At 51.7% G+C, this 14,689-nt stretch carries 11 protein-coding genes; all 11 read left to right on the top strand.

Features of this window, described 5'->3' with window-relative positions; all coding sequences use genetic code 11:
* Positions 1 to 9: 9 nt before the first annotated feature.
* Positions 10 to 1,116 (top strand): Gfo/Idh/MocA family protein, encoded by a 1,107-nt coding sequence (locus J2X61_RS11755; protein ID WP_310187915.1) that lies wholly within the window; start codon positions 10 to 12, stop codon positions 1,114 to 1,116.
* Between the two features lie 30 nt (positions 1,117 to 1,146).
* The gene (locus J2X61_RS11760) at positions 1,147 to 2,049 is read left to right on the top strand and encodes a sugar phosphate isomerase/epimerase family protein (RefSeq protein WP_310187917.1); all 903 of its coding nucleotides are present in this window, start codon (positions 1,147 to 1,149) and stop codon (positions 2,047 to 2,049) included.
* A gap of 27 nt (positions 2,050 to 2,076) precedes the next feature.
* A complete protein-coding gene (locus J2X61_RS11765) occupies positions 2,077 to 3,189 on the top strand; it encodes a fatty acid desaturase family protein (RefSeq protein ID WP_310187919.1) in 1,113 nt (370 codons plus the stop codon).
* On the top strand, positions 3,186 to 3,503 hold the full coding sequence (locus tag J2X61_RS11770; protein WP_274469910.1) for a MocE family 2Fe-2S type ferredoxin: 318 nt from the start codon (positions 3,186 to 3,188) through the stop codon (positions 3,501 to 3,503). Before J2X61_RS11765 ends, J2X61_RS11770 begins: the two co-directional genes overlap by 4 nt.
* Positions 3,504 to 3,809: 306 nt before the next feature.
* Complete coding sequence (locus tag J2X61_RS11775) at positions 3,810 to 7,121, top strand: cell envelope integrity protein TolA (protein WP_310187922.1); 3,312 nt, start codon at positions 3,810 to 3,812, stop codon at positions 7,119 to 7,121.
* A 358-nt stretch (positions 7,122 to 7,479) separates the two neighbouring features.
* Complete coding sequence (locus tag J2X61_RS11780) at positions 7,480 to 7,791, top strand: hypothetical protein (RefSeq protein WP_310187925.1); 312 nt, start codon at positions 7,480 to 7,482, stop codon at positions 7,789 to 7,791.
* A gap of 163 nt (positions 7,792 to 7,954) precedes the next feature.
* Positions 7,955 to 9,277 (top strand): Gfo/Idh/MocA family oxidoreductase, encoded by a 1,323-nt coding sequence (locus J2X61_RS11785; RefSeq protein WP_310187928.1) that lies wholly within the window; start codon positions 7,955 to 7,957, stop codon positions 9,275 to 9,277.
* Complete coding sequence (locus tag J2X61_RS11790) at positions 9,270 to 11,261, top strand: alpha/beta hydrolase family protein (RefSeq protein WP_310187931.1); 1,992 nt, start codon at positions 9,270 to 9,272, stop codon at positions 11,259 to 11,261. Before J2X61_RS11785 ends, J2X61_RS11790 begins: the two co-directional genes overlap by 8 nt.
* Before the next feature lie 13 nt (positions 11,262 to 11,274).
* Positions 11,275 to 11,949: an aspartate/glutamate racemase family protein gene (locus J2X61_RS11795; RefSeq protein WP_274469905.1), complete on the top strand. Its 675-nt coding sequence runs from the start codon at positions 11,275 to 11,277 to the stop codon at positions 11,947 to 11,949.
* The gene (locus tag J2X61_RS11800; RefSeq protein WP_310187933.1) at positions 11,943 to 13,202 is read left to right on the top strand and encodes a ribulose-bisphosphate carboxylase large subunit family protein; all 1,260 of its coding nucleotides are present in this window, start codon (positions 11,943 to 11,945) and stop codon (positions 13,200 to 13,202) included. The genes J2X61_RS11795 and J2X61_RS11800 overlap by 7 nt, the downstream gene beginning before the upstream one ends.
* Before the next feature lie 34 nt (positions 13,203 to 13,236).
* Positions 13,237 to 14,589, top strand: coding sequence for a four-carbon acid sugar kinase family protein (locus tag J2X61_RS11805; protein WP_310187936.1), 1,353 nt, complete (start codon positions 13,237 to 13,239; stop codon positions 14,587 to 14,589).
* The last annotated feature ends 100 nt before the right edge of the window (positions 14,590 to 14,689 follow it).

The following is a 14,689-nucleotide window of genomic DNA, read 5'->3' on the forward strand; positions in this document are numbered from 1 at the left end:
GAATAACGGATGAGTAACATCGATTTGAACTTGCCTATCAAGCCGGAAATGCCGGCAAGGAAAGATTTCCGCATTGGCTGCATCGGTTCCGGGTTCATCATGCGCGACTGCCATCTCGCGGCCTATCGCGATGCAGGCTTTCACCCGGTGGCGATCGCTTCGCGGACTTACGAGAACGCTAAGGCGGCAGCCGATTTGCGCGGCATTGCAACAGTGTACAGAACGTGGGAGGAGCTCGTTCAGGCTCCGGACATTGAAATTCTGGACATCGCTTTTCCTCCGGACCGGCAGCTCGAAGTCGTGCGTCTTGCCGTGAAGATGAAGCATATCAAGGGGATACTATGCCAGAAGCCGCTGGCTATGAATTCCCGCGAAGCCCGCGAAATTGTCGAGCTATGCGAGCAAGCGGGCATCAAGCTAGCCGTCAATTCCAATATGCGCTTTGATCAGTCGATGCGTGCGTTGAAGGCGATTCTGGACCGGAGTTATCTCGGGCAGCCGGTGCTGGCGACCATAGAAATGCGGGCCATCCCGCATTGGCAGGACTTCCTGCATAAATATGAGCGGCTTGAGATTTTGAATATGGGCATTCATCATGTCGATGTGTTCCGTTATTTGTTTGGCGATCCTCACAAGGTTACCGCTGTTACCCGTAAGGATCCACGTACGAAATTCCCGCATCTGGACGGCATTACCCAGTATACGTTCCAGTATGCGAACGAGCTGATGGCGACGAGTCTCGATGACGTCTGGGCATGGCCGGGCGAAGGAGCAGAGAAAGATATATACATCAAATGGCGCGTAGAAGGACTTGAAGGCATGGCGCAGGGAACGATCGGGTGGCCGCTCTATCCGGAGAGATCACCCAGCACGTTGGCATTCACGACCAAACAGGCTCCGAACGAGTGGTTGCGGCCGACTTGGGATGAGGTCTGGTTCCCGGATGCCTTCCAAGGCACGATGGCGCAGCTGCTGCGGGCGGTTGAGACCGATAGCGAGCCGGAAATCAGCGGCAGGGACAATCTAAGAACGATGGCGGCGGTGGACGCCTGCTATAAGTCCATTGAGGAAGGCCGGACCGTATTATTTTCTGAAGTCAGCCATTCATTTCTATAAAAAATTAGAATCTCGAGGAGGAAATGTCTTATGATCTCAGTCGGTATTTTCAATGGGTATTATCCGTATTCCCTGGAGGAATCCATCTCCCGCATCAAAAGGGATGGCTTTTCCTGTGTGCAGCTGGATCTATCGTTCAAAGGAATGGACCTTGCCTTCGAGTCGCTTACTAAAGAGAAATGCCACATTATTCGCGACGCCTTCCGTGAAGCTAATTTGCCGATCGTCTGTATTTCCGGTTATACGAATATTATTCACCCCGACCCGAAGAAGCGGGAGCAGAATCTATTCGGTTTGCAAACGTTATTGAAATTCGCCCGCGACCTGGGAAGTCCTTACGTCATCAGCGAGACGGGGACTTTCAACACGGAGAGCGACTGGGTATGGGATCCTAAGAACGGCACGGAGGAAGCTTACGAGCTGATTTGCAAGCAAATTGAGAACTTGGCTAAATTCGCTTATGACCATGGTTCGGTGTTCCTTGTGGAGAACTACGTCAATAATGTGATTGGTTCTGTTGACGCACTGACCCGATTATTTTCTGATGTGAACCATCCGGGACTCGGGCTGCTCATGGATCCGACCAATTACTTCACGGACAGCAACATCGGTCACGTCGATGAAACGCTGAACCGTATCTTCAACACGCTCGGCGATAAAATAAAAATTGCCCATGCCAAGGATTGCAAGCCTGCGGAAGACTTGTCGGAGAAGCATGCCGACATCGATGCCGTCGAGTCGCATACGTTCCGTGGAGCGGGGGCTGTCGAGCTGCCTGCGCCAGGTCTCGGAATTCTCAATTATGAGCTTTATTTGCAGAAGCTATCCAAGCTGCATCCGAATATCCCGATTATTATCGAGCATCTGGATGAAGCGGATATCCCGCGTGCGAAACGATTCCTTGACGACAAGCTGAAGCGGGTCGGCGGTTAAAGGTGAAGGGCAGAGGAGGTGCTTGGCATGCCAGCCAGCATGGAACCAACGAAACAAAGGGAAAAAAGGGATTACAGCATCACAGGCGCGGAGAATCAAAAGGCCATCGATCGCGGACTGGCGGAAGCGGAATGGTACACATGTCCGATTCCTCGGCAGCGAATGAAAGAATTGATGAAGCGTAAAGACGGTCCCGCAATCCGGGATACGGTGATCTGGTTTGTTGGCCTTCTTGTTCTAGGCTATTTGGCTTACTTATCCTGGGGCACGTGGTGGGCCATTCCTGCCTTCCTGGCCTATGGCATTCTCTATGCGACGCCAGGTGATTCCAGGTGGCACGAGTGCGGCCACGGCACAGCTTTCAAAACACCGTGGATGAACGAGGTCGTCTACCAGATAGCCTCCTTCCTAGTTCTGCGGTCGGCGACGCCGTGGCGCTGGAGTCATGCCCGCCACCATACGGACACGATTATCGTCGGGCGCGACCCGGAAATTATTACAGAGCGTCCGCCGGTCTGGAAAATTCTGATTATGCAAATTTTCCATCTGTATGGCGGACCGATCGAAATTAAACGCTTCCTGCTGCACACATTCGGCAGATTGGATGAACAGGAATCTGTATATATTCCTCAATCGCAGCACCGGAAAACGTTCCTGGAAGCGCGGATTTACATGCTCATTATTCTAGCTGTTGTTGCAGCCTGCCTGTCCACAGGAAGCATACTGCCCGCTATGTTTGTGTTCTTGCCTTCTTTTTACGGCGGTATCGTTGTTCTCTTGTTCGGTGTTACGCAGCATCTGGGACTCTATGAGGACGTACTTGACCACAGGTTGAACACTCGCACCGTGTATATGAATCCCGTCTTTCGGTTCCTGTATTGGAACATGAACTATCATACGGAGCACCATATGTTTCCGATGGTTCCCTATCACGCGCTGCCTAAGCTGCATGAAGAAATGAAAGGGGATTGTCCGGCGGCAAGACCGAGTCTGTGGGCTGCGCTGAAAGAAGTTGTCGTTGCGTTAAAAAAGCAAAAGCTGGACCCTTCCTATGTGGTGGTGAAACCGCTGCCTGCAACGGCTCGCCCGTATAGGTACGGACCGGTGCATGAAATCAGCGAGAGGAGCGAACTGGGATGAGTGTTGGCGTATGGGTTGAAGCTTGCGGTGCGGACGAAGTGGAAGTGGAGGATGTGATCCGATTCGACTACAGCGACCGCACGTATGCGATTTATCGCACGGATGCAGGCGACTATTATGCATCGGACGGCTTCTGCACGCATGGTAAGTTCCATCTGTCCGATGGCTTAGTCATGGGCAAGCAGATCGAGTGCCCGAAGCATAACGGGCGGTTCGATATTCCTACCGGTGCGGCGAAGCGCGTGCCTGCGTGCGTGGATTTGCAGACGTATCCGGTGAAGGTGGAAGCTGGGAAAGTGTTTATTCAGTTGTAAAACAGGGTGCCGGATCGGCGGGACTGGGCTGTAAAGCGCAGAAGCACCGATCCGGCATTTTTACGGGAGAGCATTACTGAAGACGCAAAAACCTCGTATCCATCTTACAAGGGGGCAACGATGAATAAAATAACCTATAATCTTGCACAAAAGAGCCTATAAAATTTTCGGTTTTTTGTAATAAAGTTAGTCCATGCAGGAAAAAGAATATAAGAGAGCGGGGCTGATCGGATTGGAGAAATAGCTGTACTCGCATAAAATGTAAGCGTTTTATTGTGGTTGACATCTTTTAGGGAGGTGCATGAATTGAGAAAAAAACTTGCATTCGTTTTATCCTTTATGTTGCTGTTCTCCAGCTTAACTCCACTTGCCTATGCAGAAGAAGCCGCTTCGTCATCGACGGAGACGAAAGCGGAAGCATCGGCAGCGCCTTCAACCAAATCAGCCGAGGACGAGAAAGCAACCGAGAAACCGGCCGAGGACAAAGCAGATGAGAAAGCTGATGAGAAAGCAGACGAGAAACCCGCATCGAAGCCTGCTGCCTCTCCGACAGTAACTTCAGATACTTATTTCGCTGATCTGCTAAGCGATCTAAAGGGACTCTCCAAAGACAATAAAAAGAAAATCAACGTCATGCTGAAAATGGGCGCGATCGAAAGCGAGGCAGCAGACAAATTAGGAGCGAACACGTCAATCACACGCGCCGAACTGTCGAAAGCAGCTGTGCTGGCGATGGGGCTGACGATGGATCCGAAAGTAAAATCATCCAGCTTCAACGATGTGAAGCAGGGTGATCCTAATCTCGCTTACATCGAAGCGCTGAAGGCAGCATTACTGACATACGACACTGCCGACAACAAGTACAACCCGGAAGGTGTTGTAACCCGCCAAGAGCTCGCCATGCTGCTCCTCAAGGGGCTTGGCCTTGACGAGAAGGCTAAGAAGGCTGCGCCATCGAAGGATACGACTGTCGATGATAAATACAAAAGCTATGTAGCTTACGCACTTCAGCAGAAGCTGATGGGCAATCTGACAGGCGGGAAATTCGAAGGGACAACGAATGTTACTAGACAATCGTTAGCGTTAGCCGCTTATGAAGCATATAGACTTCATACGTCTACGGCCAAGCCAGAGAAGGCATCGATTGCTGAAGTGAAGGTTATCGGCAAAAATAAATTGTCGGTAAGGCTGAATCGCGACGTCGACACGAATAAGGCTGTGCTGAATGTGACGATCGCAGGGTTTCTGGATTCCGACAACAAGCTGGTTAAACTTGAACCGATCACGAATTGGTCTGACGACAATACGACTGCCGAGCTTGAAATGACGGATAATTTTGAGTTCGCTGAGTATCAAGTCATTCTGAGCGGTGTAGATGTTGCAAACGGCACGATGACTTTCATGCCGGAGAATGAACGTCCGGCGAAGGTAGAAATCGTAACGGCAGGAGATATACTCCCATGGTCCAAAGCGTTAATCGAATATAAAGCTGTTAACCAGTATGGCGAGCCTATGAAATTAGCAGCGAGCAACCTTAATATTTATGTAGGAGCTAATAAGCGTGTCTCATCGACCATTTTGGCGAACAGTAATACCATTATCCTCGATCTGAGTGAATTGACGCCGAACAGCCCCATTACGGTTAATCTACTTGAGCGAAGCGGTTATCTGAGCGTCAGCAAAACGTTTACGGTCGGCGACATGCCGCAGGTGAAGAGAGTTGACTTAGGAGATACGGAAAGAAATCTGATACTTCCTGCTGGACAGACGGTTTTTCAATCCGGAGGAAGAGCGTATCTTACCTTCAAGGCTTATGACCAGTATGATATGCCAATTGTTGATTCAACAATACTTAACAGATTAATGCTTAAAACTTTTACTGGCGCTCTAGGCAACGTGTTTAGAACAGACGCTCCGAACGATTTCGTTGACTTTAACAACGATGGCTTTCCGGAATTGCAATTGGCACCGTATCCGGATCTGGACAGCGACAAGGAAGTCAACGTGAATTTCATTTTCAACGGTGAACAAGTGTCACAGAAAGTGAAAGTGATCGCGCCTAAATCTCCATATTCCATTGTCATTGGACCCGTAACGGAGCCGCTGACGGAAGGAGATCTGAATAAAGAAGTCAGTTTAAAAGTGATTGATTCGGTCAATCGGGAGTTAGAAGGAGAAGAAGTTGCAGAGCTGGAATCGGCGGGCAAAATAACCGTTTACGCAACCGGAGGTATTATTCTGGAAGGGAACCCAGCTACTCGCGATGGCGTTAATGTAAAGTTAAATCCAACTGGATCAATCCGTATTAAAGAAGTTACTTCTCCAGGGCCGGCTACGATTTATATTCGGATTAATGGTCTTGACCAAACTGTTTCTTATCCGATTATGATTCAACCAGCTCGTAAGCCAAGTTCTATCAAAATGGATGAGAACAACTCTGCAGGGACCATCTTGGTGATTAATACCTTACCGGAGGGGAAAACGAAAGCCGCATTCAAAGTATTTGATCAATTCGACGCTGATTATTATACAAACAGCAATGATTATAAAGTGGAAATGAAGCTGGAAAGAATTAGCGGAGTTACAGCAGCTGTATATACATCCGGCCCCGCAGCTCTTAGCGAGGCAACACCGGTTGTATTAACCAATATATCGAGTCTACTCGATAAAAATGGTAGTAAAGGGATCTCCTTGCGCCCTATTCCTAATCAAAAAGGCAGCTACAAACTGACAGCAACATTAGTTCATTTGGACACGAACGGTCAAATTCAAGAAAGACTTGGTTCAGATTCTGTTATCGTCGATGTGGATGATCCGACGAATCCGACCTTAAACTATGCGCTTGATATTAAGTCCGGCGATCTTCTAGCTGTGGGAAGAATTCTGTACGATTCGGGCAAGCTGGACAGTGTTACGAATGCTACGTATTTGTTCAACAACTATGCTGCTCTAGCTAAGGATGTAAATGTTTTAACAAAGGACTCCTTAGGTTTGGACACCGGACTTACCGTTAAAGTTAGGGCTGTTACTTCCGATAATCCAAAGACTGTAGCCTATAAGGAAATAAAAGGCATCGGAAGACTGATGGGTCTGGATAGCGGCAAATTTAACTTTACGGTATTCTTTGATACGCCAACCGGAGTGAAGTCGCTTACCCAAAGCTTAGGTTCAGGGGTTGACTCCATGGTTCCGAATCAACTGAAGATCAAAAACAGTTCGAAAACGCTGAAAGGCGCAGGCGGGACGGCGAATCCTCTGAATGGCGTTTACTTATGGGAGACTAATCTGATGGGCCAGATTCAAGTTGTTACGACTGGTTATGGTACGTTTACCAACCAATGTTCAGGTTCCGTATCACCTTGTCCAAAAGAAAATAATCAGGATCAGTTTACTTCCATCAACGATCAGCTTTCCGTTCAAGCGTTCATTGGGGATATCGTATATACGGAACTAGATCCGGCTAAACAGGATGTTGTATCCGTAAATCCAGATTTTACATTATCTTACACACGCAATGGTTCCGATAAGTCGAAGAATAATATTAAGCAATTTACCATTTACCTCGTTGGAGGTACTCAGCAAGCGAAGACTCAAGTTTTCTTCAGCGATACGGAATAATTAACCAAAATTATCCCTGCCGGATTCCGGCAGGGATTTTTCTCTCCTGGTCTAGCAATTGGTTGCGTAATAGACCTACATTCAAGGGAATTACCTATTATTTCAAAGGGAAAAATGTAATTATTTTCATATAGTTGGCCAGCTATAAAAAAATTAAAATGGAGGGTATTCGATGAAACGTAGGAGGATCTTAAGCATAATATTAGTTTTGTGCTCGTTGTTTTTCACAGTTCAATCAGCATTTGCAAGCGGTACACCACGATTGGACCCTATTCAATGGACTGTTAATGATGCAGACAGTTCGTGTTATACGAGCCAATACAGTTCGGTTTTGAATGATTATAGCGGAGTTACTTATATGTCCGGTGGTTTAAATAGTAATTCCAGCTGTTATGGAGCAGTATACGGTACTACATATGTTTCAAATGCCAGCAAACTTTCAATTGACGTGCTTTATTCCCACTGGGGTAGGGGAAATTATTGGCATTATGCCGCTGTTTTTACCGCAAATGGTCAGTGCGTGACATCAAACGACGATTATTGGGGAGGACTTGGTGAAATTGATGTCAGCGGATATTCTGGCACGGTTTCATTCATCTTAGAGCTGTCATCAGACGGAATCGGATTTGGTGGCGCCGAGTTGGGCCTCCAAAATTTAACAGCCCAATAATATAGAAAATATTAAACAGCTTGCGGGAAAGTCCGAACATGGACTTTCTCTTTTTTTTCCTGTAGCCACAGACAGGATTGACCTATAATGACAGTCGTTTTCACTACTGGTTTGCTATTCACAACTTTGTATACTTATCAGTAGAAGCGAGGAGGGGAACGACGTGGCTAAGAAAAGATACGTTATATGCGGTGTCAGCACAAGGGCGAACGGCATGTTTATCCGTCCTATGCTGGATACCTTCAAACAGCATTGTGAAATCGTCGGACTACTGGATGCAGATCCAAGCCGTTTTGCTAATTGTTTCAAGAAATTTCCTGCATTGGCGGGCACTCCGGTTTACGCGCCAGAGCAGTTCGAGCAGATGATCCGGGAGACGCAGCCCGACGCCGTGATCGTCGCAGGCGTGGATTATACCCATGCCGACTATATTGTGGGGGGCTTAGAGCATCATCTTGAAGTCATCTCGGAGAAGCCGATGGTGACGAGCGGAGCTGACTGCAAGCGGGTGCTGGACGCCCAGCGCAACAGCAGAGGCACGCTGCATGTAACCTTCAATTATCGGTATTCACCGATTCACACGAAAATTAAGGAACTGATTCTAGAAGGACGGGTAGGAAGGGTGACGTCCGTCGATTTGAATTGGTATATCGATACGTATCACGGAGCGAGCTATTTCAAGAGATGGAACCGCAAACGCAGCAACTCCGGCGGGCTGTCCATACACAAAAGCACGCACCACTTTGATCTAGTCAATTGGTGGATCAGTCAGAAACCATTGGAAGCGTTTGCATATGGGGCGCTCAACTATTTCGGTCCGAACGGCGAGCTTAATCCCGAGAAGGAAGACGGCAGGTATTGCGGCACATGCAAAGTCAAGCCGTCATGTACGTACTTCATGCGCTGGTCTTCCCGCAGCAAAGAGGTTGTACCGCCGGACGACCATGTGACGGCCGTGGATATTCAGCCTGCCAATTATACAGGATACCGTCCTGACGGGTGCATTTTCGACTCTGAGATTGATATCGAGGACACGTACTCAGCGGTGGTTAAGTATGACAAAGGCGCGATGCTCAGCTATTCGGTGAATTTCTCGCTGCCGTACGAAGGCTATAGGCTCGCGATTAATGGTACCAGAGGCCGAATCGAAACGAAGGAGATTATGTCCGGACGGGCTGCCTTCCATGTACCGGAGCAAACGATTGACTATTTCCCGCTATTCGGGGGAAAAGAAACGATTCAAGTCGTACCGCAAACAGGTGGGCATGGCGGAGGCGATCCGCTTATACTGGAGGACTTGTTCCTCGGACCTGATCCGCTGCGTCCTTACGACATTATGGCAGGTGCCGAAGCCGGAGCCTTGGCCGTACTGACCGGTGAAGCCGTCTGGAAATCGGCGCTTGCGAATCAACCTGTCCGCTTAGCCGATCTGCTGGTTCAGCCGGACCTTGCAGAAGTTTCGAAAGGGGGAACACATCGTGTTTGAGAATTTCCAAAATGTTCAAATAGCCAACTTTGATGTCAAAAGCCAACTTCCGAGGTGGATCTACGAATCCGCCATGCGTGCCGCCGAGAAAGGCGAGCAGGACCGTGAAGCTATTCAAAATGTCAACGATCTGAGTTTGCGGCAAAAGAAGATCCGCCAGGAAATTGTAAACTGCCTTGGCGGTATGCCGGCCTTGGATACGCCTCTCCATCCGCGTGTGACCGGCAAAGTTGCAGGGAACGGTTTCAGCGTGGAGAAAATCATCTTCGAGCCGAGACCGCACGTGTATGCCACGGCTAATCTGTACGTGCCGGACGGGATCACGGAACCGCGCGGAGCCGTGCTGCTCCTGTGCGGGCACCGCGAGCAGGCGAAGCATTGCGACGAGTATCAGACGGTATGCCACTACTTGGTGCATGCCGGTCTAATCGTAATGTCGCTGGATCCGTTAGGTCAAGGCGAGCGGTTCGGCTTCTATGATCCGGAGACGGGGCAAGCCCCGATGACGAGCGTGACGGAGCATGAGAACGTCGGCCGGCAATGCCTGCCGCTTGGCGACAGCTTCGCGCGCTATATGCTGCATGATTGCGTGCGCGCCATCGATTACTTGTGCACGAGGCCGGAAGTCGATCCGGCGAAGATCGGGGTTACCGGCCATTCCGGCGGCGGTACACAAACATCGCTGCTCATGATGTACGACGAACGCATCGCTGCCGCCGCACCCGGCGGATTTATTATGAACCGCCCTTACTTCCTGCTCACGGGCAAAGCGCAGGATGCCGAGCAGAAGTGGCCCGGCTTCTCGGCCTTGGGCTTCGACCACGAGGATATCGTACTCGCCATGGCTCCGCGACCGGTTCGCGTGCTCGCGACCACCTACGATTCCGTTCCGATCGAGGCGCCTCGCCATACGGTAGCCGTTAACCGTAGGTTCTGGGAGATGCATGGCAAGGGGCATCTACTGGATATTTTCGAGGATGAGAATGCGCACCGCTTCACGCTTCCGCTGGCACGGGCGGCTGCCGAGTTCTTCTCTGAACATCTGCTGGGCCGCAAGGTGACGGTGTCGCAGGAAACCATCCAACTGCTGCCTGCCGAGCAGCTCCGCTGCACGCAGAGCGGTCAAGTGATCGGGGAATGCCCGAATGCTCGAAGCATCCACACGGAAACGGTGGACCGTCTGAACGTGCTGGAGAAGGCGCGTCAGTCGCTGCCGGCGGATATGCACAAACGGCAGGCGCTGACCTGGCTGCGAAACGCTGTCTATGCGAAACGCAAGCCGTGCGATCTGAATCCGCGTCTTTCCGGGGGCGGAGAGGTGGAGCAGCTGTGGGCGCTTAGAACGGTCTGGTGGAGCCAGAAGGGACTGCTCAATAATGCGCTGCAGTTCTTCCGGTCGGAGCTCGCGGGCCGCAGGCTGCCGATTACGATTGCCATCTGGGACGGCGGTACCAAGCAGACCGACGCGCATGCCAAGTGGATCGAGGAAACTTGTGCCGCTGGCCGCATCGCCATGGTGCTGAACCCCGTGGGCATCGGATCGCTTTTGCCTTATCTTAATAATCCTGAAGAGAAGCCGTTCAAGCGCTTCGGCATGATGGACCGTTATACGGATGAGCTCATGTGGCTTGGCGACAGCATGGCGGCCGTCCGCACCTACGATGTCCTGCGTGCGGTGGAGCTGGCAACGACGCTAAAGAATGTCGATCCGGATCAGATCGAGCTCTACGGAAGCGGGAAGTATGCCATTTATGCGGAGCTTGCGGCACTTCTCGACAATCGGGTCAGAAACGTCAATTTAACGGACCGAATGAGCAGTATCGGCGAGTGGATCAGAGAACCATTTTATGATGAAACGGATTCCTTAAGCTTTATTATGCCGGGCATGCTCCGCTATTTCGATATCCCGGACGCGGACCGTTGGCTCTTGCAAGAGGGACGATTGGGCAATGCCACGCCGCTTGTGCAAGATTCAGCAAGCTAAAGGAGGAGAAGGGATGACTACAGTTGTTGCGGTGTATACGGGCCAAGGGCTTTCGGAGCGAATCGCGCCGATCTTTCGGGAGGAATTGCCGGGCTGCCGCCTTGTTAACATTATCGACGACAGCTTGATTGCCGAGGTCATTCAGGCGGGGAATGTGACGACGGGCGTCATCCGTCGTCTCGTGCAGTACTACCGGCACGCGGAAGATATCGGGGCTGACCTGATTCTCAATACATGCTCTTCGGTCGGCGAAGTGGCGGACCGCGTGCGCCCTCTGTTCCATATTCCCATTGTGAAAATCGATGATGAAATGGCCCGTCAAGCGACTTTGAATTTCGAACGGATCGGCGTGCTGGCAACGCTGCCGACCACGCTTGAGCCAACCAGGCATTTGCTGCAGCGGGAGGCCGAGCTTCAGAAGCGTCAGGTCACCGTGCATGATGCCTTGGCGGAAGGCGCTTATCAAGCTTTGGTGTCAGGCCAGCCTGATGAGCATGACCGGTTGATCTATGAAGCGGCTAAATCCGTTGCAGGCAAAGCCGACGCGCTCGTGCTGGCACAAGGCTCCATGGTTAGAATGGAGAAAACGCTGCGGGAGGAAACCGGACTTCCCGTATATGCAAGCCCCCGGTTGGGGATGATGGCTGTGCGCGCCGAATTGGAAAGACAGGGGAAATATCCATGCTAACGAACAATCAAATCATTGCCACCTATTGGCTTGAAACGGCTCTTTCCTTGGAGCAAGCGAGTGAAATTATCGTCGGTGAGCAGTCCACAGGGACGTTCATCGCGCTGCCGAACGAAACGGAGAGCTTAAAGCTGAAGCACCGTGCCCAGATCGTATCCATCACAGAACTCGATAGCGTGCCGTTTCCCTCGCTTCCAGGAGCGAAGGTTCCTGCCGGGCACAAAGGCGAGTTTCGCCGTGGCATCGTGAAGATTGCTTTTCCATATGACAACATCGGCCCGTCCATTCCGAATGTGCTCGCGACGGTCGCGGGCAATCTGTACGAATTGGAAGAGCTGTCCGGACTGCGCCTGCTCGATCTTGAGCTGCCTCCGGCATTCCTGGATAGGTACGAAGGACCGCGCTTCGGCATTTCCGGTACAAGGGAACTGACCGGTGTTCATAACCGGCCTATCATCGGGACAATTATTAAGCCGAACATCGGATTGCCGACCGATCAGCTCCGGGCTATTGTCCGGGAACTTGCGATGGCCGGCATTGATTTCATCAAGGATGACGAGGTTCACGGCAATCCGCCGTATGCTCCGATCAGCCAGCGCGTGAAGGCGGTAATGGAAGAGATCGAACGGGTAGCGGACATCACGGGCAAAAAAACGATGTACGCCTTCAACATCACGGACGATATCGATCCGATGCTGCAGCATTTGGAAACCGTCGTCAACTCCGGCGGCAACTGTGTCATGGTCAGCGTGAACAGCATCGGGTTTGCGGGATTGGCTCATCTGAGGAAGCATGCGCCTGTATGCATTCACGGGCACCGGAACCAGTGGGGAATGCTGTCGAGGTATCCGTATCTAGGTATGTCCTTTGCGGCTTATCAAAAACTATGCCGCCTCGCCGGTGTAGACCATTTGCATGTGAATGGGCTCAATAATAAGTTCTATGAAAGCAACGGCTCCGTCATCGAGAGCGTGCAAGACTGCTTGAAGCCGATGTTCGGCGCTTCGGATACGGTGCTTCCCGTGCTGTCTTCGAAGCAATGGGCGGGCGCAGCGCCGGAGACGTTCAAGACGCTGGGCACCGTGGATTTGATGAATATCGCCGGGGGCGGCATTCATGCTCATCCGGGCGGTCCGGGCGCAGGCTTCCGCAGCCTTGTCCAAGGATGGGAGGCCGCGCTGGCAGGCATTCCGCTCGACTTGTATGGAGAGAAGCATCCGGAATTGAAGCAGGCTTTGGCCGCTTTCGGCTGAAGCTCGGCGGATGAGAGACGGGAGACGATTGCGAATGCGGATATGTTATTACGGGGATGACTTCACCGGGTCCACGGATGTGCTGGAGGCGCTGACGGCGGGCGGAATGCGCGTCATCTTGTTCATGGACGTTCCGGGCAAAGCGTTGTGGGAGGAGAAATTCCGCGATTACGACGGCTTCGGTGTGGCCGGCGTGAGCCGGACGATGAGCCCGGAGGAGATGGAGAGCGCGCTTCGGCCGGCGCTAGCGGCGTTTAAAGCTTTCCAGCCGGATATCATTCACTACAAAATATGCTCTACCTTCGATTCTTCCCCGCAAGTCGGCAGCATCGGGAAAGCTATCGAAATCGGCCGGGATCTCTTCCCGGACCAACGCTTTACGCCGCTTTTGGCAGGTTCGCCTGTCCTGAAGCGGTATACCGTGTTTGGCAACCATTTTACAGGACACGGGGAGGCTACGCTTCGCTTAGACCGGCATCCGAATATGACCAACCACCCGGTTACGCCGATGAATGAAGCGGACCTCCGGGTTCATTTGGCTGAACAGACATCCGGCTCGATCGGCTTATTCGATGTCCTCGATCTGGAGCTAAGCGGAGAAGAGTTGAAAGAACGTTTGGAAGAGAGACTGCAGGATAACCTCGATATCGTGTTATTCGATGTGCTGACGAACGAGCATCTTGCCAGAATCGGCAGCCTGCTTGCGGAAGAAAGCAAGCGGGCGCCTTTGTTCGCAGCAGGCTCCTCAGGGGTGGAATACGCGCTGGTCGCTCACCTGCGGGAACTCGGCAGGCTGCCTGCCTGCGCCCCAGATTTGCGAGCGGAACCCGCCGAACAGCTGCTCGTCGTATCCGGCAGCTGTTCGCCTGCGACCAGCGCGCAAATTAATTGGGCTTTGGCGCACGGATATGCGGGGGTTCGCGTGCCTGCGCCTTTATTTTTCGCGGAAGATGCAGCAGAGGTTCAAGAGCAGGTCATGCGCGAGGCGGAGCGTCATCTCCGGGCAGGCAAGAATGTCATTATGTACACAGCGCTGGGACCGAATGATGAATCAATAGCAGAAACACATCAATTGCTGAGCCAGGATGGCCGGCACTTGTCGGCAACCGGTGAGCGAATCGGCGGGCGGTTGGGCGAAATGGCCAAACAACTCGTGATGTCAGCCGGTCTCCGCAGGGTCGTCTTTGCCGGAGGCGATACGTCGGGCTTTGCGATCAAACAGTTGAATTTATACGCGTTGGAAATGATTGCGCCTGTCGTTCCGGGTGGTCCGCTGTGCCGGGCCTATTCGCACGATGAACGATTGGACGGTTTGGAAGTCGTCTTGAAGGGCGGGCAAGTGGGACCGCCGGATTTTTTTGAACGGGTTCGCTTAGGGCTATCGTGACTGTCTGAAGGGACGGAGTAGTCGGATAGCAGCTATGACGGAAAGAAGGTGTACGATGCGGAAAGAGGTAAATTCCCATCTGATACGGCGGTATTTTAAA

This window comes from Bacillus sp. 3255 (assembly GCF_031456485.1).
Taxonomy (GTDB): domain Bacteria; phylum Bacillota; class Bacilli; order Paenibacillales; family NBRC-103111; genus Paenibacillus_E.

Excerpts from the sequence above, each read along its gene's own strand:
- J2X61_RS11755 (WP_310187915.1), top strand. The coding sequence starts at position 10 with ATGAGTAACATCGATTTGAACTTGCCTATCAAGCCGGAAATGCCGGCA.
- J2X61_RS11760 (WP_310187917.1), top strand. The coding sequence starts at position 1,147 with ATGATCTCAGTCGGTATTTTCAATGGGTATTATCCGTATTCCCTGGAG.
- J2X61_RS11765 (WP_310187919.1), top strand. The coding sequence starts at position 2,077 with ATGCCAGCCAGCATGGAACCAACGAAACAAAGGGAAAAAAGGGATTAC.
- J2X61_RS11770 (WP_274469910.1), top strand. The coding sequence starts at position 3,186 with ATGAGTGTTGGCGTATGGGTTGAAGCTTGCGGTGCGGACGAAGTGGAA.
- J2X61_RS11780 (WP_310187925.1), top strand. The coding sequence starts at position 7,480 with ATGTCCGGTGGTTTAAATAGTAATTCCAGCTGTTATGGAGCAGTATAC.
- J2X61_RS11795 (WP_274469905.1), top strand. The coding sequence starts at position 11,275 with ATGACTACAGTTGTTGCGGTGTATACGGGCCAAGGGCTTTCGGAGCGA.
- J2X61_RS11800 (WP_310187933.1), top strand. The coding sequence starts at position 11,943 with ATGCTAACGAACAATCAAATCATTGCCACCTATTGGCTTGAAACGGCT.
- J2X61_RS11805 (WP_310187936.1), top strand. The coding sequence starts at position 13,237 with ATGCGGATATGTTATTACGGGGATGACTTCACCGGGTCCACGGATGTG.